The 19,227-nt window shown below is 64.3% G+C and carries 17 protein-coding genes and 1 tRNA gene; 4 read left to right on the forward strand and 14 right to left on the reverse strand.

The features are described 5' to 3' along the window. Window positions 1-361: 361 nt before the first annotated feature. From ptsN to QQL28_RS30430, 11 genes are all read right to left on the reverse strand, one after another. Complete coding sequence (gene ptsN / locus QQL28_RS30380) at window positions 362-823, reverse strand: PTS IIA-like nitrogen regulatory protein PtsN (RefSeq protein ID WP_008141251.1); 462 nt, start codon at window positions 821-823, stop codon at window positions 362-364. A 231-nt stretch (window positions 824-1,054) separates the two neighbouring features. Then, window positions 1,055-1,648 carry a ribosome hibernation-promoting factor, HPF/YfiA family gene (gene hpf, locus QQL28_RS30385; RefSeq protein ID WP_284271485.1) on the reverse strand — a complete coding sequence of 198 codons (594 nt, stop codon included), beginning with the start codon at window positions 1,646-1,648 and terminating at the stop codon, window positions 1,055-1,057. A gap of 80 nt (window positions 1,649-1,728) precedes the next feature. Then, window positions 1,729-3,351 carry an RNA polymerase factor sigma-54 gene (gene rpoN, locus QQL28_RS30390; RefSeq protein WP_284271487.1) on the reverse strand — a complete coding sequence of 541 codons (1,623 nt, stop codon included), beginning with the start codon at window positions 3,349-3,351 and terminating at the stop codon, window positions 1,729-1,731. 91 nt (window positions 3,352-3,442) lie between these two features. Further along, window positions 3,443-4,420 (reverse strand): LPS export ABC transporter ATP-binding protein, encoded by a 978-nt coding sequence (gene lptB / locus QQL28_RS30395; RefSeq protein ID WP_284271489.1) that lies wholly within the window; start codon window positions 4,418-4,420, stop codon window positions 3,443-3,445. 229 nt (window positions 4,421-4,649) lie between these two features. Then, window positions 4,650-5,372, reverse strand: a complete 723-nt coding sequence (locus QQL28_RS30400) for an LptA/OstA family protein (protein WP_284271491.1) — start codon at window positions 5,370-5,372, stop codon at window positions 4,650-4,652. A gap of 5 nt (window positions 5,373-5,377) precedes the next feature. Further along, entirely contained in the window at window positions 5,378-6,124 is a 747-nt protein-coding gene (gene lptC / locus QQL28_RS30405; protein ID WP_284271494.1) for an LPS export ABC transporter periplasmic protein LptC, read from the reverse strand. 167 nt (window positions 6,125-6,291) lie between these two features. Beyond that, window positions 6,292-6,906, reverse strand: a complete 615-nt coding sequence (locus QQL28_RS30410; RefSeq protein ID WP_284271496.1) for a ribonuclease D — start codon at window positions 6,904-6,906, stop codon at window positions 6,292-6,294. Between the two features lie 206 nt (window positions 6,907-7,112). Then, window positions 7,113-8,456: a hypothetical protein gene (locus QQL28_RS30415; RefSeq protein ID WP_284271499.1), complete on the reverse strand. Its 1,344-nt coding sequence runs from the start codon at window positions 8,454-8,456 to the stop codon at window positions 7,113-7,115. Window positions 8,457-8,474: 18 nt separating this feature from the next. Further along, window positions 8,475-10,217, reverse strand: coding sequence for a DUF6798 domain-containing protein (locus QQL28_RS30420; protein ID WP_284271501.1), 1,743 nt, complete (start codon window positions 10,215-10,217; stop codon window positions 8,475-8,477). Beyond that, window positions 10,217-11,554: a UbiA family prenyltransferase gene (locus QQL28_RS30425; RefSeq protein ID WP_284271502.1), complete on the reverse strand. Its 1,338-nt coding sequence runs from the start codon at window positions 11,552-11,554 to the stop codon at window positions 10,217-10,219. Before QQL28_RS30425 ends, QQL28_RS30420 begins: the two co-directional genes overlap by 1 nt. 238 nt (window positions 11,555-11,792) lie before the next feature. Then, window positions 11,793-11,879 (reverse strand) — tRNA-Leu (locus tag QQL28_RS30430). Between the two features lie 136 nt (window positions 11,880-12,015). Here QQL28_RS30430 and QQL28_RS30435 point away from each other — a divergent pair. Beyond that, complete coding sequence (locus QQL28_RS30435) at window positions 12,016-12,981, forward strand: complex I NDUFA9 subunit family protein (protein WP_284271503.1); 966 nt, start codon at window positions 12,016-12,018, stop codon at window positions 12,979-12,981. A 204-nt stretch (window positions 12,982-13,185) separates the two neighbouring features. On the opposite strand, the gene QQL28_RS30440 is transcribed toward QQL28_RS30435, so the two are convergent. From QQL28_RS30440 to QQL28_RS30450, 3 genes are all read right to left on the reverse strand, one after another. Beyond that, window positions 13,186-13,926: an SDR family oxidoreductase gene (locus tag QQL28_RS30440; protein ID WP_284271505.1), complete on the reverse strand. Its 741-nt coding sequence runs from the start codon at window positions 13,924-13,926 to the stop codon at window positions 13,186-13,188. Then, complete coding sequence (locus QQL28_RS30445; protein WP_284271507.1) at window positions 13,923-15,260, reverse strand: FAD-binding oxidoreductase; 1,338 nt, start codon at window positions 15,258-15,260, stop codon at window positions 13,923-13,925. The genes QQL28_RS30440 and QQL28_RS30445 overlap by 4 nt, the downstream gene beginning before the upstream one ends. Window positions 15,261-15,377: 117 nt before the next feature. After that, window positions 15,378-16,184 (reverse strand): undecaprenyl-diphosphate phosphatase, encoded by an 807-nt coding sequence (locus tag QQL28_RS30450; RefSeq protein ID WP_284271509.1) that lies wholly within the window; start codon window positions 16,182-16,184, stop codon window positions 15,378-15,380. A 171-nt stretch (window positions 16,185-16,355) separates the two neighbouring features. Between QQL28_RS30450 and QQL28_RS30455 the strand changes: the two genes are divergently transcribed. The 3 genes from QQL28_RS30455 to QQL28_RS30465 all read left to right on the forward strand — a co-directional run bounded on the left by QQL28_RS30455 (window position 16,356) and on the right by QQL28_RS30465 (window position 19,157). Further along, complete coding sequence (locus QQL28_RS30455; RefSeq protein WP_284271511.1) at window positions 16,356-17,048, forward strand: glutathione S-transferase family protein; 693 nt, start codon at window positions 16,356-16,358, stop codon at window positions 17,046-17,048. Continuing rightward, window positions 16,997-18,175, forward strand: coding sequence for a tRNA epoxyqueuosine(34) reductase QueG (queG, locus tag QQL28_RS30460; protein ID WP_284271512.1), 1,179 nt, complete (start codon window positions 16,997-16,999; stop codon window positions 18,173-18,175). Before QQL28_RS30455 ends, queG begins: the two co-directional genes overlap by 52 nt. A gap of 184 nt (window positions 18,176-18,359) precedes the next feature. Then, window positions 18,360-19,157, forward strand: coding sequence for an acyl-CoA thioesterase domain-containing protein (locus QQL28_RS30465; protein ID WP_284271514.1), 798 nt, complete (start codon window positions 18,360-18,362; stop codon window positions 19,155-19,157). Window positions 19,158-19,227: the final 70 nt, after the last annotated feature.

Raw genomic sequence — 19,227 nt, forward strand, 5'->3', positions numbered from 1 at the left:
GTCATCCATGCTGGCCCCCGTTCCCCAGCATGGAGTTTGAATCAGAAATTGTCTCCTCTGGGAATCCCGATTCCGGGAAAAAACAACATGCTCTAGAGATTCAAGCGGGCATGCCCTCACGCGAGGGCGTGCCCGTTTTCATTTTGAGGGATGATTTGATTTCCGCATCGTCGTTGCGAGTGCAGCTACGAAGAGCGCAACTCACGTGTCCCGGACAAGCTGCAACGCGCTATGCGTTGCGGCGCAGAGCCGGGACCCAGTGCAACACGGATTGCCGTCGGCCGTATGGGCCCCGGCTCTGCAGCGCACCGCTGAAGGAGCGCTGCGCTGCGTCCGGGGCACGAGAGCGAATTGCAGACGATTACGCCGCAGTCGCGGGCGGCAGCGCCAGCACCGAATAGATCGCCTGCGCATCGCGAGAGGCGCGCAGCTTCTTGGCGATGTCCTGGTCGCGCAACAGGCGCGCGATGCGCGCCAGCGCCTTCAGATGATCGGCGCCCGCGCCTTCCGGTGCGAGCAGCAGGAAGACGAGGTCGACCGGCTGGCCGTCCATCGCCTCGAAATCGATCGGGCGATCGAGCCGCGCGAACAGGCCGAAAATCTTTTCCAGCTTGGGCAACTTGCCGTGGGGAATCGCAACGCCATAGCCGACCGCGGTGGTGCCGAGCTTTTCCCGCTGCAACAGCACCTCGAAGACCGAACGCTCGTTCTGCCCCGTGAGCTCGGCAGCCTTGGCAGCGAGTTCCTGCAAGGCCTGCTTCTTGCTGTTGACTTTCAATGCCGGGAGAATCGCCTCGGGTGCGACCAGATCGGTAATCGGCATGGAGCTTTCCGAGGTGAATTAGACCGTCAGGTTCCGAATTGGCCAACTTGGAAGACCAGATTTGGCCGGCGTCAATAACGTGAAGCAGGAGGCGGACTTAGCCCCGGTCCTGATGTGGGGCGCTTCTACTCCAACGCAATCCCGGTGCCAACTCCCGCAAGCGGCTTTTACCACTGTCATCCTTAAAGGCAGGGGTCTTACGGGGAAGGCCCGCACGGGCGCGCAGGCGGGCTAGCCCCCGGGTTTGGACCCCGGCGGATCGATCCAGCCGACATTGCCGTCCGGCCGGCGGTAAATGATGTTCACCCGGCCGCTCGAGCCATGCTGAAAGACCAGGCAGTGGGCGCCGCTGAGGTCGAGTTCCATGACGGCCTCGCTGACGGAAAGCTGTCTGAGCGAGGTGGTCGATTCTGCGATGATCACGGGGCTGTAGCCGGTGACCTCGTCCTCGCCCTCGCCGGGCGCCTCCAGGACGTAAGCCGTGGCGTCCAGCGCGGCCAGCGCGGCGGAGGCCGCAGCGGCCTTGCGGGCGGAGCGATCCTTCAGCCGGCTCTTGTAGCGCTTGAGCCGCTTCTCGATCATCAGCAGCGCCTGGTCGGCGCTGGCATAGGCATCGGGCGCGTTCGAATCGGCTTCCAGCGTGATCCCTGAATCGAGGTGCAGCGCGCAATCGGTGCGGAAGCCGAAGCCGTCCTTGCTCAGCGTAATGTGGCCGGAATAATTGCCGTCAAAATATTTGCGCAAAACCTCGTCCGTGCGCTCGGCGACGCGGCCGCGGAGGGCCTCGCCGACGCTGATGCTTTTGCCCGAAATCCGGAGAGTCATGTGATGCCTCGCCTGGTTGGAGCCTAGCCGGGATCGATCCCAAGGGAGATTGAGAGTAGCGCGATTTGAGGCGCGCGCAATCAGGCCGGCTCGGTGTTGCGGGAGCGGTCGGACAGTGCGGTGGAGAGGACGTTACCAAGAGCGCTCTGCTTGTCGCGACGGCGTTGTACCGAAGAGGGAATGCGCATGGCTTCGCGGTACTTCGCAACCGTGCGTCGGGCGATATCAATGCCGGACGCACGCAACCGTTCCACGATCGTGTCGTCGGACAGGATTGCGGACGGCTCCTCCGAATCGATCAGCTGCTTGATGTGGTGGCGGACGGCTTCGGCGGAATGCGCCTCGCCGCCGTCGGCCGACGCGATCGACGCGGTGAAGAAATACTTCAATTCAAAGGTGCCGCGATTTGTCGCCATGTATTTGTTGGCGGTGACGCGCGACACCGTGGATTCGTGCATCTGGATGGCGTCGGCGACCGCCTTCAGATTGAGCGGCCTCAAGTGCGCGACACCGTGGGTGAAGAAGCCGTCCTGCTGGCGCACGATCTCGGTTGCGACCTTCAGGATGGTGCGGGCGCGCTGATCGAGCGCGCGCACGAGCCAGGTTGCGTTCTGCAGGGCATCGGTGAAATAGGACTTGTCGCCGTCCTTGCCGATCTTCTTCGACAGCTCGGTGTAGTAGGTCTGGTTCACGAGCACGCGCGGCAACGTGTCGCTGTTGAGCTCGACATGCCAGCCGCCGTCGGGACCTGGGCGGACATAGACGTCCGGCACCATGGTCTGGAGGCGCGCGGAGCCGAACTTCATGCCGGGCTTGGGGTCGAGGCGGCGGATCTCGCCGATCATGTCGGCGATGTCCTCGTCGTCGACGCCGCAAACCTTGCGCAAGGCCCCGATGTCGCGCTTGGCCAGGAGATCGAGATTCTCGACCAGCGCCTGCATCGCCGGGTCGTAGCGATCGAGCTCGCGAAGCTGGATCGCCAGGCATTCGCTCAGGTTGCGGGCGCAGACGCCGGGCGGATCGAATTTTTGCAGCACCGCCAGAACATCCGCGACATCCTGTTGCGATGCACCAAGCCGCTCTGCGGCCTGGCCAAGATCCGGCGGCAGATAACCGGCCTCATCGACGAGGTCGATGAGATATTGCCCGATCATGCGCTGCGCCGGCGCGCTGAACGCGACCGACAGCTGCTCGGCGAGATGGTCGGCAAGCGTGGTTTCCGCCGCGACAAAAGCTTCGAGATTGTAGTCCTCGTCACCGGAAGCTCCGCCGCCCCATTCCGTATAGGTGGTCGGCGCCGCATCCTGCGCATTGCGCGCGGCGGCCTCCGCCGGTTCCTCCGAAAAGACGTTGTCGAGCCCAGTATCCAGCGTCTGCTCGATCTCGGCGCGGGTGCCGAGATCCTTGCTCATCCATTCTTCCTGGCCGGGCTCGAAGGCTTCGCCTGAACCGCCGCCCGGCTCGTCGCCATGGCTGCTGCCGGAATCGTCGCTATCGTTGTAATGGCCGGCCTCAGCCGGGGCATCGCCCGCGGGCTGCTCGTCATTGGCCCGCTCGAGCAGCGGATTGCGCTCGAGTTCCTCCTCCACGAAGGTCGTGAGATCGAGATTGGACAATTGCAGCAGCTTGATCGCCTGCATCAGCTGCGGCGTCATCACCAGCGACTGCGACTGTCTGAACTCTAATCTCTGCGTCAGCGCCATGAAGCAAGAACCGTTCCCAAAAATTTGGTCCGATTTTTGCTTATCCTAGTCTGAGCCCGATGTACACGTCTTGACGAATGCAAAAAACGGGCTAGAGGCGGAACTCCTCGCCAAGGTAAAGACGGCGGACGTCCGGGTCGTTGACGATCTCATCCGGGCTGCCCTCGGTCAAGATTTCACCGGCATAGACGATATAGGCACGATCGGTGAGACCGAGCGTCTCGCGCACATTGTGGTCAGTGATCAGCACGCCGATGCCGCGATTGGTGAGGTGGCGGACGAGGTCCTGGATGTCGCCGACCGCGATCGGATCGATGCCGGCGAAGGGTTCGTCGAGCAGCATGTAGTTCGGGCGCGTCGCCAGCGCGCGCGCGATCTCGACGCGGCGGCGCTCGCCGCCGGACAGCGCGATCGACGGTGATTTTCGCAAACGCGTGATGTTGAACTCGTCGAGCAGCGAGTCCAGCTGCTGCTCGCGCTTCTTGCGCGACGGTTCCACCACTTCGAGCACGGCGCGGATGTTCTGCTCGACGGTGAGGCCGCGGAAGATCGAGGCCTCCTGAGGCAGATAGCCGATGCCGAGCCGCGCGCGCTGATACATCGGCAGCTTCGTCACGTCATGGCCGTCGAGCTCGATCGCGCCGCGATCGGCCTTGATCAGCCCGGTGATCATGTAGAACACGGTGGTCTTTCCGGCACCATTCGGACCGAGCAGGCCGACGGCCTCGCCGCGGCGCACATAGATGCTGACCCCGCGCACCACCTGGCGGCTGCCAAAGCTCTTTTCCACGCTATGCACAGCCAGGAAGCCCGGTCGCCGCAGCAGCTGCGGACCGCCTGAGCCGTTGGTGTTGGTGGAGGTCTGGGCGGGTCTGGCGGGCTGCGGGCGTGGCCGCTCCTGCACCGGAACCGGCTGCTCGCGCGCGATCGGCGGGGCGTCGCGTACCGGGCTGGTCAGGAGGCTGCCGACGCTGTCACCGAGCGCGGTGATGTCATCGCGGACGCGCGCAAATCCTGGCCGGCCGCGTTTGGCGGGGCGCCGACGGAACATGCTGAATAAATCGACCATCCCCGCTGTCTCAAGCCTTTCACGGTAGTCCCGCGATCACGGTGATCCCGCGACCTGCCGCCCCGGCGCGATTCGCCGGCACAGCATGAGTGAAAGGATGTGTCTTGCCCAGAGAAACACCCTCGATCCGTTATCAGTGGATCCCGCTGCCAAGCCCGCCCGGGTAGATACAGTCTTGTCGGGCAGGCTTCAACCTCGCTCCGACAGCGCTTGATGTAAGATGTTGAACTTATTTCTGTTTGCTTGCGCCGGGCAGCGCCAGCGGCGGGGCGGTGCCTGGCTTGGAGGAGCCGCAATCATTGCCGGCGCCCTGCGGCAGCAGGACCTGCACCTTGCTGCTGTCGGATTCCACACGGGATACGCCGGTAGTCATGTCCACCGTCAGCCGGTCGCCGCGCATCACGTTCTTGCATTGCGTCATGACCACCTGGCCCGAGCCGCCGAACATGGTGATGAGATTGGTCTTGGTGTCGAAGATCGCGGTCTCGCCGGTCACCACCTGGTCCTTCTGGGTGACCACGACATTGCCGCGGGCCTCGAGCCGCTTGATCGAGGAGCTGCCGCCGGGCCCCGGCGTCGCCGACTGCATCGGCGCCGACTTCGCGCCCTTGGCCGAGGTGGGCTGCGGCGTCGCGGGCTTGTCGCCGCCCGATTCGTAGAACACGACCAGCGTCTTCGACGTCATGGTGGTGTCGCCCTGCACGACCTTCACGTTGGTCTTTGCGTCGCCGGCGAAGGTCGCCTCCTTCTTCTTGTCGCGCATCTCGAGCGAGGCGGCCTCGATCTGAATCGGCTGATCGCGGTTCTGCGAAAAACCCTGCAAGGCGTTGGGCTGGCCCTGAATGGTGCTTTGCGCATGCGCTGCTGCGACCAGCGTCACACCGAGCGCGAGCACGCCGGCGCTGAAGGCAACGCTTCGTCTCAAGCCGTTGCGCGGAAGGTGCTGGGTCATGAAGCTCATCTTGAAGTGGCGGACTTGTTTTGGAGCGAGCGCGTTTTCGGCGGCGGCGGCGCGGGCTCGGCAGGCGCTTGCGGCGCGGCCGCCGGCTCGTCGGCCAGCTTGTCCAGGTGCATCACGACGTTGCCTTCGAACCGGATCACCTCGCCGCCCTCCATGATCTTCAGGCGGTCCGAGGTCAGGGTCCCGTTGGTCAGCTTGACGTCGACATGCTCGTCCGAGGTGACCGTGTTGTTGGCCATGTCGACGAAGGCCTGGCTGAGATGGGCTTCATAGCCGGTCGAGGTGGTCAGGACGATATTCTTGCGCAGATCGAGCTGCTGCTGCTTGTTGTCGAAGTTCCCGTTGAGGGCTTCCAGGAAGACGGTCGATTGATCCTGCATCAGGAGCTTGGCCTTGAGCTTGTGCAGATCGACATGGTCGGGATCTCTGATGTCCTGGGTCGCCGTGTTGGCCCAGAGCTCATAGGGCCGCTGGTCGGGCGTGTAGCCCGACAGGTGCGGCGTTTCCATGGTGATCTTGGTGCCGGAGACCACCAGGTTCCCGGGATCGAAAGCCACTTCCTTTGTGGTCCGGAACTTGTTGAAGGCCGAGACGAAGATGATCACGCCCATCGCCACGACGACCGTCACCGGCACGGCGACGCGCAGAATGTGGACCAGCCGGCTGTGGCGCGCCGCGGCCGCAAAGCGCGCCTCCAAGGCACGAGAGCCTGCATCATAGGCTGGGTTCTGGACCGAACTCACTGCTGCTCCGGGGCATCCGCCGACACCCGATTGTATCCGGCGCCGCCGGAATATGCAGCCCGCGACAGGCCGTTACGACTGTGTCCGAAACGGGGCGGCCGGGGCGCCTTGATGCCCACCTCTCTCCGGCGGGGAGAGGTGAACCGAGAGTTCCCAAGCACCATACCCTAGGAATGCGCAAAAATGTCCTCGGCCTCCCAGCCCTGCAAATCGAGCTTCGCCCGGGTGGGCAGGAAGTCGAAGCAGGCCTGGGCCAGCGCGGTGCGGCCCTCCCGTACCAGCATGGCATCCAGCCGCTCGCGCAGCGCATGCAGGTGCAGCACGTCAGAGGCGGCGTAGGCGAGCTGCGGCTCGCTCAGGCTGTCCGCGCCCCAGTCGCTCGATTGCTGCTGCTTGGAGAGGTCGACATTGAGCACCTCGCGGACGAGGTCCTTGAGGCCGTGGCGGTCGGTGTAGGTGCGGGTCAGGCGCGAGGCGATCTTGGTGCAGTAGATCGGCCCGGCCATCACGCCGAAGGCCTCATACAGCACGGCGATGTCGAACCGCGCGAAATGGAAGATTTTCGTGACGGAGGGATTGGCGAGCAGCGCCTTCAGGTTCGGCGCGTCGGTGTGCCCCTTGGGGATCTGCACCACGTCGGCGCTGCCGTCACCCGGCGAGAGCTGCACGACGCACAGCCGGTCGCGATGCGGGTTCAGGCCCATGGTCTCGGTGTCGATCGCGACCGATCCGGTGTAGCGAGACAGGTCCGGCAGATCGCCGCGATGCAGGCGTACGGTCATGGCGTTTCAAACCTCAGTCGAATCGATGCCCTTGCACGAGGCTAATGCCCGGAACTGGAACTGGCGAGGGCCGGCTGGCGGTGTATCCGCTGGCAGATATCCGCGCAAGCCGACCTTAAAGCGCGATGAGATCATCATCGCGCTTTAGGTTGTTGTTTGATCATGATCTTTTCGGAAAACCGCATCACACTTTTCCGGATCATGCTCTAGGGACGATAGCACTTGCGAAAATCCGCCAGGAAGATCCAGAAGCACAGCAGCGCTGCGACGAGCTGAAGGAAGCCGCCTTCGATCGCGCCGCCGGAGATCGATACCGAGGTCGGAATGAGGATTGCGACGGTCAGGACGGCCACGATCGCCATGGCCGGAAGATCGACGATCAGAACCGCTGCATAGATCGCCAGTTCGAAGAAGGCATATTCCTTGAGCCGCGGCGAACAGAGATAGAGCGCATACATTGCGAGAACCGTGATGCGCGCCGCCTCGCCGGGATGATCGATCAGCCATCGATCCAACCTGGTCGCAAGCCATCCGGTCTCGGGCGAGGCCCGATCGGCGATGGCGCGCGATACGGACAAGGCGAACGGCGTTAGCACGAGCGTGACCGCCGCAAGTCCGTAGAGAGCGAAGACGATCGCTTGGCTGCCCGCCAGCCCCCAATGCTTTGCCAAGCCCTGAACGAGAATGAAGAGCGAGGGGTTCATCCTGTCCTGAGCGACGCCAAGCTGCCCGGGAATTTGACCGGAGATTGCGCGGAGCCAGCTTGCGAAGAGGTCGGCGTAAAACACCATCGACATCAGGATCGGCAAGATGAACATGCCAAGCGCGACCGCGATCAGGATCAGCTTGCGAAAGCGCGGCTGCGGCAGGAAGTAGAGTGAAGCCAGGACGGGACAGAAGACCAGCTTGAATGATGTCACGAGGCCGAGCACGGCGGCGCCAAGCACGCGCAGCATGAAGCTCGTCTCGTCGTCCTCGAGGGGACTGCGACCGAGCAGGAGCGCCAGCGCAACCGCCGTCAGCAGGCCGGTGAGAATCGAAAAATTCCCGGAAGCCAGCGTCCATTCGAAACCGACGAACGCCCCTAGCGCACACAGCACCCTGAGAAACGTATCGCGCAGGCCCGCACGGGGCGCGCCAAGACCGGGCAACAGCAGTCCACAGAGAATGGCGAGGACGAGATAGACGGCCCTGTGATGATCGACGATCAGCCCCGCGGAGCACAACGGACGGAAGATATCCAGTGTCACCGGCAGATAGGGGTATGCGAACGTCGTGTTCTTCAAATTGTCGATGACGTAAGGGTCAAGCCCCCCGACATAGGCGTCGACCGCCGCGCAGTTCACGCGAAGGTCCCAGCCGAGTTGACCACCTGAATTGCCGTCGACGACGAAGCTTGCAAGGACTGGGAGTGCGAGGAGCGCAGCGAAAAGCATCAGCCAGGCGTTCGGCAATTCGCCGAGACCGCCAGCGGGATACGACAGGGCAAGCTCAGCTTTCCCGACCGACGTCGCCGTCACATTCGGCCGCTGCGCGCTGTCGTTGGCCATGTGGAGCGCCCGGCGCCTTCAGAGCCCTGCAGCCTGGCGCTTGACTGGGGACACGCAGAGATGCGCGGTGCGGAAGGACACATCGCCTGCGTCCTGAGGCGGCAAGGTATCGCAGATCTCCACGACATAGCCGATGCCCTTGCCCGCGGCGTAGGCGAGCCGTGACGCGTGATCGTTCGCTGCCGCCGTTTCGGTCATCCTCTGATGCCAGACCACATAGTAGGACGGCGTCCACATCGCGGCCGCTCCGCGCTTGTAGTCGACCCAGACCCGGCGATGCGAGATGAACTCGAAATTGCCCGCCCGTGACAAAGCAATATCCCTGATGGAAGGCGACGGCTTGGCCTCGCGGTTGGGTGTCAGCGGCACGATGAAGGTCGCGCTTGCTGGCGTCGACATGCGCGCCCAGTTGGCCACGTCGGCCCATTCCTGCGTTGCCTCGGAATTGGATCGATTGAAGATGAAATATTGCCAGGCGCACACCGGAAACATCACGCCTCCGGCCAACGCAAGCATCGCGTAACCGAGCTTGCGGCGATTGGGTGGCGCCGCGCTCGTGGCCGCCTCGAAACGCGTGGATGCCAGGATGATCGAGATGGCGATCAGAAACGCAGCATCACCGAGGTAAAGCGACAGCACGATCGCGCAACCGGGCAGGAACAGGCCGGAACTGTCGCGGCGCAACCAGCACGTCGCCAGCGCGGCAATCGCGAGCCCCGCCAAAAGATAAATGATTGTGCTCGAGCGAAGCAGCTGAATGTTGAGGATGAAAGGCGACGTGCTGATGGACGGCACGACGACGCCGATCAGATAGAGAGCGATCGCCCCGAGATAGGCGATTTGCAGCTCCCGGGCCGTCGGCCCGAACCAGTACAGCGCGACCGCACCAAGGGTGGTGACCGCGACCATCTGGAGGATGCCGGACATCGAGATCGAATCGATCAGCGAATGTCCGGCGAAATATTCGTGGAGATAGGCGGCATAGTCGACGCCAAGCGACTTGCCGAGCTCGGGATTGGACAGGATCGCATGGAGCACCGGGAACATGATCGGCGCGATGATCACGACGCCGATCGCAGTCCGCAAGCAGACCGTACCGAGGCTCGTTTCCTTCTTGATCAGAAGGCCAATGGCGATCAGCGCCAGCAACGGCGCGAGCCAGATCGCCATGAACGCGTTGACGAAGAAGGTGACGCCCAACGCGACGGTCGCCGCCGTGAAGCGCGCCCGGGCTGCGAAATAGACGCCCAAGAGGATCGTCCCGTTGGCGATCTCCGAATGCGTGAAGCAGTTGATGAACAGGCCACCGGTGCCGGCAGGGATATAGCCGAAAAGCAGCGGCATCGAGCAGATCAGTAGCGTAAACACGATCCTGTCGCGCCGGTCGGTGATGCCGAGCAGCGACGCGCAGCACAGGAAACCGAGGACAGAGAGCAGCCTCGACAGAAAATTCAGGGCGAAGAAGATCTGCTCGGTGTGGCCGAAATATTTCTGGGTGTCGGCGAGCACGATCCATATGCCGGATGCGAAGTAGCGCATCGACTGGATGAATGCATCGTCCTGGTATTGCGGCTCGTTGTAGAGGCCGGCAACGATCGGCAGGTGGAAGATGTTGTTTTCCACGCCGAAGACATATCCGCTTGTAAGGATCGACAATAGCGAGCCGGCCACCGCAATCGTCAGCGTGTCGACGAAGGGGGCCGGAAGGCTCGTGGCGCCCTCCCGCCGGTCGACAGGCATGGTCAGGCTTGTCTCGGTCATCAGATCGCTACCAGCATGATGCAGATCATCGCCATCACGGTGATGCGGCTGGCGTTGTCCTTGAAGGTGTAGAGGATCGGGTCGTCCGGCATCTCGCGGCGGTGCGCCATCATCAACGCGCGGCCGAACCAGTAGAGCAAGAGCGGATTGAGCAGCCACAGCATCCAGGGCCGGCTATAGAGCGTCATCACCGCCGAGGACGAGACGTAGAGCGAGAACACGATCACCGCGTTCATCCCGCTCGCCGCCGCCATCGCCGCGATGACCTGGAGATCGCCGATCCGGTAGTCGCGGTTGGCGGGATCGGAAAGACCCGCGCCCTGCCGCAGCGTCAGCTCGCTGAAGCGCTTGATCAGCGCCAGCGAGGTGAACACGAACAGCGAGAACATCAAGAGCCATTCGGACAGCACCACGCCGACACTGACGGCGCCGGCGACGATGCGCAGCGTATAGAGGCCGGCAAGCGTGACAACGTCGAGCAGCATCTTCTTCTTCAGGAACAGCGAGTAGGCGATCGTGGTGACGAGATAACCGGTGAGGACGGCGACGAAGATGCCGGAGATGCACAGGCTGGCGGCAAGGGCGCAGAGCCACAGCAGCGGTATCGCAACCAGCGCCGATGCGATCGGCAGGTCGCCGGCCGCGAGCGGACGATGCCGCTTGGTCGGATGCTGCCGGTCGGCCGCGAGGTCGAGCAGGTCGTTCATCAGATAGGCGCCGGACGCGCAGGCCGAGAACGCCAGGAACGCCAGGAGCGCCGCGCCCAGCGCCGGCAGGCTCATCTGATGCGCCGTGACCAGGGGCACGAAGACGAGCGTATTCTTGGCGTATTGATAGACGCGCAGCGCCCGCAGCCAAATTCGCCAGCGGACCTGACGGCCGGCCCGCTGGTCGGCGATGTGATCGGCGGATCGCGGGTCGAACGGCAGCACAGCCACATCGCCTGCGGCGAGATCGGCCGGCCTCACCACGCCATCGAAGCCGAGATGCGCCGCGATCGCCGCGGCGTGAGCTTCGAAGCGGCCGGCGACGAGATAGATCCGCTCGCCCCGCGCCCGCGCCGCCAGCGCGCGATTGAGCACGTCGGCATCATAGGGGAGGTGGGCGTAGTCGATCTTGGCGCGCGCCAGAATGTCCGTGAGCGGCGCCATGCCCGCGCGTCCGCCCGCGCCGAAGCGGGCCAGCATACGGCCGGGCCTGCTGAACAGCGCCTCCAGCAGCAGATTCGAGCGCAGCAGCGCGCCTTCGAGGTCAATGACGAGCGCGCGCGGCGATGCCGGCAGAGACGGTAACGGCTCCGCTCCAGCGAGTTCGTGCTGCCATTGGGGCTGCTCCATTCGAATACGCGCTCTCAAATGATTGGCATGGCCGGCCCGCGGCCGGGGAGCAGGGAAATGGACGGCGAAACCGTAATTTCCAAACGCTAAGGACGGCTTAATCGGACCGGAGAAGGTGGGGCGGGGATTTCGGGGATCAGGAACCGGCTGAGCGGTTCGGCGACGGGCAGACCCATTCGGACCCACGGCAGCGCCAGGGCCTCGATTCGGCCGTCACATAGGGAGCTACCGAGAAAAATGGTGCCCAGGAAAGGACTCGAACCTTCACGGCCGTGAAGCCACTGGCACCTGAAGCCAGCGCGTCTACCAATTCCGCCACCTGGGCATGCCGGTTAGGCACGGGGGCGGTTACTACGGATCGATGACGCGCTTGTCAAATCGAACGTGGCGAGCCGATTGCGCATCGCAAAACGGCCCGATACAAGCCTGCCTCAGGCGCAGCCTTCCAGGAACGGACCCCCATGGCATCGAATCTCGACACTCTCGTCACGGTTTTCGGCGGATCGGGGTTTTTGGGCAGAAACGTCGTCCGCGCGCTCTGCAAGCGCGACTACCGGGTCCGGGTCGCGGTGCGGCGGCCCGAGCTTGCCGGCTTCCTCCAGCCCTCGGGCAAGGTCGGGCAGGTCCACACCGTGCAGGCCAATTTGCGCTATCCGGCCTCGGTCGAGGCGGCGCTGCGTGATTCGCAGATCGTGATCAACCTGGTCGGCATTCTGGCCGAGAGCGGCGCGCAGACCTTTGACGCCGTCCAGGCCAGGGGCGCCGAGACCGTTGCCAAGGCGGCCGCCGCAGCCGGCTCCCGGATGGTGCATGTCTCCGCCATCGGCGCCGACGAGCAGTCGGCCTCCCTCTATGCCCGCGCCAAGGCAGCCGGCGAGAAGGCGGTGCTGGCCGCGGTGCCCTCGGCCACGATTTTCCGTCCCTCGGTGGTGTTTGGCCCTGAGGACCAGTTCACCAACCGCTTTGCCGCGCTGGCGCGGATGTCGCCGGTGCTGCCGCTGATCGGCGGCGAGACGAAGATGCAGCCGGTCTATGTCGGCGACGTCGCGAACGCGATCGCGGACGCGGTCGATGGCAAGGCCAAGGCGGGCGCGACCTACGAGCTCGGCGGACCGGAAGTCCTGACCATGCGCGAGATCATCGAGACGATCCTCGCGATCACCAATCGCAAGCCGCTCCTGGCGCCGCTGCCGTTCGGCCTGGCGCGCTTCCAGGCCAACTTCCTGCAATTCGCGCCGGGTGCGTTCAAGCTGACGCCGGACCAGGTGACCCTGCTCGAGAAGCACAACGTCGTGTCGGATGCCGCGAAGGCGGCCGGGCTGACGCTGGAAGGCCTCGGCATCGCGCCGGATTCGCTCGAAGGCATCACCCCGCAATATCTCTGGCGCTTCCGCCCCGCCGGGCAGTTCCAGCGCAAGGACGCGTAGGGGCGCTCTGCAAATCGAGGAGCGGCTTCGCTTACCTCGCCCCGCTTGCGGGGAGAGGTCGGATCGCATCGACAGATGCGATCTGGGTGAGGGGGAGTCTCCGCGAGTCCAGCTGTTACCACCCCCGTGGAGAGCCCCCCTCACCCCAACCCTCTCCCCGCAAGCGGGGCGAGGGAGCGCACCGTCGCCGTTGCGCTAGCTCCTTCAAAACTTCAGCTTCTTGAACACGGCTTCGGGCAGCGTCTTGATGATCAGCATCACGAGGCGCCACTTGCCGCTGACATAGACGACGTCGGTCCGACGCTCGACGGCGCCAAAGATGGCGTCGCCAACGACGGGCGCCTCCACGGTCAACGGGCCGATCAGCTTCATGCCCTCGGTCATCTTGGTGCGGACGAAGCCCGGCTTGACGGTGACGACGTGGACGCCACCGCGGCTGGCGCGGGCGCGCAGGCCCGACAGGAATGCGGAGAACCCGGCCTTCGCAGAGCCATAGACATAGTTCGAGGCGCGGCCGCGGTCGCCCGCGACCGAGGACACACCGACGATCGAACCATTGCCGCGCGCCAAAAATTTTTCGGCGAACAGGCCGAGGATCAGCGCAGGGCCTTCGTAGTTGGAGCGCATGATCGTCGTCGCATGATCGAGGTCGCTCTGTGCGGTCTCCTGCGCTCCCAGAAGGCCGACGATCGAGATGACGACATCGGGCAGCGCCGGCAGGCCGGCGACGAAGCCGTTGAACGACGTGGTGTCGAGCACGTCGAAGCGATGCGTGCTGGCATTGATGTTGTAGCGCGCGTGCAAATCGGCGGCATCAGGCTCGAGTGCGGCCGTCTCGCGGCCTGCGAGCTGGACATCCCAGCCGGCCTTGGCAAAGCTGCGCGCGGTGGCGCGTCCGATATCGGAGCTGCCCCCTAACACCAACACGATCTTGCGAGTATTCACGGCTGCACCTCATCAAACAGACGCTGCGAAAGTTTTGAGCGGATTTTTTTGAGGGGATCGAGCGAGGCCCGGATCTCCTTGAAGCGTTGCAGGGCCGGATAGCCGGCCTCGAAGGTGCTGCGCGACTGACGCGCGTCCTTCGCAAGATAAAGGCGGCCGCCGGCGGCGACGACGAGACGGTCGATCTCGTCGAGGAAATTCATGATGTTTCCGGTCGCCGGGAAATCCAGCGCCAGCGTGTAGCCGGGCATCGGAAACGACATCAGGCCGTCGCCCTGGCCGAGCTTCTTGAGCACGGCGAGGAACGAGGCATCGCCGCGCTTGGAGACGCGATCGAGGATGTCACCGAGCACGGAGAGCGCACCGTCCTGCGGGATCACGCATTGATGCTGGAGGAAGCCGCGCCGGCCGTAGATGCGATTCCAGGCACCGACGCCGTCGAGCGGAAAGAAGTAGGGAAAGATCGAGACCAGATGACTGCCGCCGGCGCGGCGCGCACCCATGCGGTAATAGAGCTCGTTGAAGGCGCGGACCGAGTAGCGGTTCAACGTCATCGACGGCAGATCGATGGGCACGCTGAGCTTCGGATCGTGCCCGCGGGGGAATGCTTCCGCACCGCGCGGAATCTCGTTCGCGCGGGCATGCTCGCCGAGATAGATCAGCGAGCGGCCGAGGTCGTTGCCCGTCGCCACGCAATCGATCCACGCCACCGAATAGGTCGCGGAATCGCCGGCATCGAGCGCGCGCATCGCCGCTTGCAGATCGGACGCCGAGATCACCCGCTCGCGAATCCAGCCGGTCTCGACCGGACGGAGCCTGAGCGTCGCCTCCAGGATCACACCGGTCAGGCCCATGCCGCCGATGGTGGCGAGAAAGACATCCGGATTCTCCTCGCGCGAGACTTCGATGGTCTCGCCCGCACCGGTACGCAGTAGAATACTGTCGACATAGCGGCCGAAGCCGCCCTCGCAATGATGGTTCTTGCCGTGCACGTCGGCGGCGATGGCGCCGCCGACCGAGACGAAGCGCGTCCCCGGCACGACGTAAGGCAGAAAGCCGCGCGGGCCAAACGTGTCGATCAGGTCCGACAGCAGCACGCCGGCCTCGAGGCGAAGACGCCCGGTCGCCGGATCGAACGACCTGACCCGGTCGAACGCGGTCATGCCAATGGTCTGGCTGACGCCAATGCCGGCATCGCCATAGGCGCGGCCGTTGCCGCGCGCGACGCCGCCGGAGGTCGCGGCGATGGCATCGCCGACCGCACCGAACGATCGCGGCGTCAGGAGGTCGGTATCGACGACCGGGAAACGTCCCCAGCCGCTGATCAGCGCCATGTTCAGCTCCTTGGCGAGGGCTCCGCGCCCCTGCTTTCAGGAAACTGCCTACCGCCCAAACACTTACATTACGTTGATGAAGAGCCTATTGTTCGAGCGGCGATTTTGCGGACGGAATTACCGTCCGAGCGCCAGCGCGATCAGGCCGAGCGAGCCGACGATGACGCGCCACCAGGCGAACAGCGTGAAGCCGTGGCGCGTGACGTATTCGAGGAAGGTCTTCACCACGATGATCGCGGTGACGAACGACACCACGAAGCCGATCGCGACGATGCCCATGTGATCCATCGTCATCTCGGAGCGGTTCTTGTAGAAGTCATACGCGAAGGCGCCGATCATGGTGGGGATGGCGAGGAAGAACGAGAACTCCGCCGCCGCGCGCTTGTCCGCCCCGAGCAGCATCGCGGCAACGATGCTGGCGCCCGAGCGCGACACGCCGGGAATCATCGCAAGGCATTGCGCGATGCCGATCAACAGATAGGTCAGAAGCGGAAACCGCGTCGCATCATGCTCGCGCGGCTTGAGGTCGAGCCGATCGACCCAGAGCAGGATGGCGCCGCCGACGATCAGCGTGAAGCACACCACCCAGGGATTGAACAGCATGCTCTTGATGTATTTGCCGGCGACGAGGCCGACGATCACCGCGGGGAGGAACGCGACCAGCACGCCGATCACGAAGCGGCGCGCATAGGCATCGCCCGAGAACATGCCGATCGCGACATCCCAGAGCTTCTTGAAGTAGAGCCCGACGATCGCGAGGATCGCGCCGAGCTGAATCAGGACCGTGAAGGAGTCCCAGAACGCGCCTTCGCCGAGACCAAAGAAGCGCTCGGCAAGCAGCAGATGTCCGGTGGAGGAAACGGGGAGGAACTCGGTCACGCCCTCGATGATGCCGAGGATCACTGCCCGTATCGTATCTGACATATTTACGGTCCATTTCGGCTGGAAAAGCGGGGCTCTTCTCGCCTATTCGTCCCTCTGCCGCAATCGCTAAATGCGGAAATCACGGGGTTGCCTCGCGGTTTTGAAGGACTAGTGTGGCGCCGAACAAACATTGATGGATTCTTAAGCACCCCCGACATAGTCAAAGGCTGCATGTTCACGCTGTTTCATCATCCGTTCTGCCCGCATTCGCGCTTCATTCGCCTGATCGTCGGCGAGTACGGGCTCGACTTGAAGCTGGTGGAAGAGCGCGCCTGGGAACGGCGCGAAGCCTTTCTGACGCTCAATCCGGCGGGCACCACCCCGGTGCTGGCGACCGAGGACCAGCCATCCGTTCCGGGCGCCACCGTCATCGCCGAATATATCGACGAGGCCCATGGCGCCGCGATGGGCGTCAAGCGGCTGATGCCGGAAACAATTGCCGAGCGCATCGAGGTGCGGCGGCTGATGGCGTGGTTCAACGAGAAATTCTTCGAGGAAGTCTCTCATCCGCTGGTGACCGAACGCATCTACAAGCGTTTCATGAGCGAGGAGAATGGCGGCGGGCCGCCCTCGGCGGATGTGATGCGCGCCGCCAAGGCCAATGTGCGCTATCATCTGGCCTATATCGGCTGGCTGGCGCAGACGCGAAATTTCCTCGCCGGCGACCGGCTCACTTACGCGGATCTCGCCGCCGCGGCGCATCTTTCGGCGATCGACTATCTGGGCGACGTGCCATGGAGCGAGGACGAGGCCGCAAAGGCGTGGTACGCGCGGGTGAAATCCCGCCCGTCGTTCCGCCCGCTGCTGAGCGAATGGCTGGCCGGCGTGCCGGCGTCGCGGACCTACGTGGACCTGGATTTCTGACCGAAGCCGATCTCTCCGGCCTGAAGGCGGCACTGGCGCGCGAAGCGCAGGCCCTCGGCTTCGACTGCATCGGCATCACCGAGCCGGGCGCGATCGAAGGCGCCGGAAAACACTTCCTCGAATTCATCGCTTCGGGCGGTCACGGCGACATGGATTGGCTCGCCGCGCAGCCGGAGCGCCGCGTCGATCCGCGCGGTCTTTGGAGCGACGTGCGCTCCGTGATCATGCTGGCCGTCAACTACGGCCCCGATCGGGATCCGCTGGCAATCCTGCAAGAGCGCACGCGTGCGGCGATCTCGGTCTATGCGCAAGGCGACGACTATCACGACCTGATCAAGAAGCGCCTGAAGACCCTGGCGCGCTGGCTGGTTGCGACCGCATCGTGCGAAGTGAAGGTGTTCGTCGACACCGCGGCCGTGATGGAGAAGCCGTTGGCGCAGGCCGCACGCTTGGGCTGGCAGGGCAAGCACACCAACCTCGTCTCGCGCGAGTTCGGCTCCTGGCTGTTCCTCGGCGCGATCTACACCACGCTAGAACTGCCGCGCGATGATAGCGAGATCGATCATTGCGGCTCGTGCCGCGCGTGCCTCGACATCTGCCCGACCGCGGCATTCCCCGCGCCCTACAAGCTCGATGCGCGGCGTTGCATCTCGTACCTCACCATCGAGAACAAGGGGCCGATCCCGCACGAATTCCGCAAGGCGATCGGCAACCGCATCTATGGCTGCGACGACTGCCTCGCCGCCTGCCCCTGGAACAAGTTCGCGCAAGAGGGCCGCGAGGCAAAGCTCGCCGCACGCGAGGCGCTGCGTGCGCCTGATTTGTCCGAGCTCGCGCGGCTCGACGATGCAGCGTTTCGTGAGCTGTTCACGAAGTCACCGGTGAAGCGCATCGGCCGCGATCGTTTCCTGCGCAACGTGCTGATCGCGATCGGCAACTCCGGCGATGCGGCCCTGGCGGAGGAGGCACAGCGCCTGCTCGTCGATGCGAGCCCGCTGGTGCGTGGCGCGGCGGTGTGGGCGTTGGGGCAACTGGTGTCGCGCGAGGCGTTTGCAGCGATGCATGCGAGCGCGATTGTCGGCGAGCACGACGACAGCGTGCGTGAGGAATGGCGAGCCGCCTCCTAAATCTCGCTGTCATGCCCCGCGAAAGCGGGGCATCCAGTACGCCGCGGCCCATCGCTTCGATCACAAACGTCTCGGCGTACTGGATCGCCCGGTCAAGCCGGGCGATGACAGCCGTTGTTGAGGCGGGAGCATGCCTGAGGCGACCGACTTGATTTCCCCACGCGATCCTTCAAGGTCGCGCGTCATGACAGACATGCCTTTCTTCACGCGCACCGGCGATACATTCCATCCGACGGAAGTTGCCAACGGTCCCTGGGATCCGAAGTCGCTGCACGGGCGCGTCATCGTTGGCCTGCTCGGCTTCGGCATCGAGGAACGCCATTCAGGCCCCGACTTCGTGCCGGCGCGGCTCACGGTCGACATGTTTCGCCTGCCGACCATCGACAAACCAATCGAGATCACCACGCGGCTCGTCCGCGACGGCCTGCGCATCCGCCTGGTCGAGGCGGAATTTGTCTCCGGCGGCGTCAGCATGGCGCGCGCCTCGTGCCAGTTCCTGCGCCGGACGCAGAATCCGGACGGCAACATCTGGTCGCCGCCGAACTGGGACGCACCAAAACCTTCCGACATTCCAAAGCCGACCGATCCGCGCCTCGGCATGCACGGCAAATGGACGACGCGTCCCATTGTCGGCCATATGGGCTCGCTCGGTCCGCGCCGGCTCTGGATGAGTGAGGTGCGCGAGCTGGTGGCTGGCGTGCCGATGACGCCGTTCACGCGCGTCGCGGTGGCTGCGGATTTCGCCAGCCCCTTCGCCAATGCCGGCGATCACGGGCTCGCCTTCATCAACAGCGACGTCACCGTGTACCTGCATCGCCTGCCGGTCACCGAATGGATCGGCTTCGAGGTGGTGAACCATCACTCCGCCGACGGCGTCGCGATCGGCGAATGCTGGCTCTATGACGAGCAGGGAGCGATCGGCACGTCGACGGTCGCGGCGCTCGCACAGCGCAAGCCGATGGCAAATCCGTCGAAGCGGTAAGGGCGCGTCTTGTCTCCACCGTCATGCCCCGCAAAGGCGGGGCACCCAGTACGCCGCGGCCTCTCAGTTC

The sequence above is a fragment of the Bradyrhizobium iriomotense genome (assembly GCF_030160715.1).
GTDB classification, from domain to species: domain Bacteria; phylum Pseudomonadota; class Alphaproteobacteria; order Rhizobiales; family Xanthobacteraceae; genus Bradyrhizobium; species Bradyrhizobium iriomotense.

Coding starts and splice junctions, on each gene's coding strand:
- ptsN (WP_008141251.1), bottom strand. CDS start 823: ATGCCGATTACCGATCTGGTCGCACCCGAGGCGATTCTCCCGGCATTG.
- hpf (WP_284271485.1), bottom strand. CDS start 1,648: ATGACTCTCCGGATTTCGGGCAAAAGCATCAGCGTCGGCGAGGCCCTC.
- rpoN (WP_284271487.1), bottom strand. CDS start 3,351: ATGGCGCTGACGCAGAGATTAGAGTTCAGACAGTCGCAGTCGCTGGTG.
- lptB (WP_284271489.1), bottom strand. CDS start 4,420: ATGGTCGATTTATTCAGCATGTTCCGTCGGCGCCCCGCCAAACGCGGC.
- QQL28_RS30400 (WP_284271491.1), bottom strand. CDS start 5,372: ATGACCCAGCACCTTCCGCGCAACGGCTTGAGACGAAGCGTTGCCTTC.
- QQL28_RS30410 (WP_284271496.1), bottom strand. CDS start 6,906: ATGACCGTACGCCTGCATCGCGGCGATCTGCCGGACCTGTCTCGCTAC.
- QQL28_RS30415 (WP_284271499.1), bottom strand. CDS start 8,456: ATGGCCAACGACAGCGCGCAGCGGCCGAATGTGACGGCGACGTCGGTC.
- QQL28_RS30420 (WP_284271501.1), bottom strand. CDS start 10,217: ATGACCGAGACAAGCCTGACCATGCCTGTCGACCGGCGGGAGGGCGCC.
- QQL28_RS30425 (WP_284271502.1), bottom strand. CDS start 11,554: ATGGAGCAGCCCCAATGGCAGCACGAACTCGCTGGAGCGGAGCCGTTA.
- QQL28_RS30435 (WP_284271503.1), top strand. CDS start 12,016: ATGGCATCGAATCTCGACACTCTCGTCACGGTTTTCGGCGGATCGGGG.
- QQL28_RS30445 (WP_284271507.1), bottom strand. CDS start 15,260: ATGGCGCTGATCAGCGGCTGGGGACGTTTCCCGGTCGTCGATACCGAC.
- QQL28_RS30450 (WP_284271509.1), bottom strand. CDS start 16,184: ATGTCAGATACGATACGGGCAGTGATCCTCGGCATCATCGAGGGCGTG.
- QQL28_RS30455 (WP_284271511.1), top strand. CDS start 16,356: ATGTTCACGCTGTTTCATCATCCGTTCTGCCCGCATTCGCGCTTCATT.
- queG (WP_284271512.1), top strand. CDS start 16,997: ATGGCTGGCCGGCGTGCCGGCGTCGCGGACCTACGTGGACCTGGATTT.
- QQL28_RS30465 (WP_284271514.1), top strand. CDS start 18,360: ATGACAGACATGCCTTTCTTCACGCGCACCGGCGATACATTCCATCCG.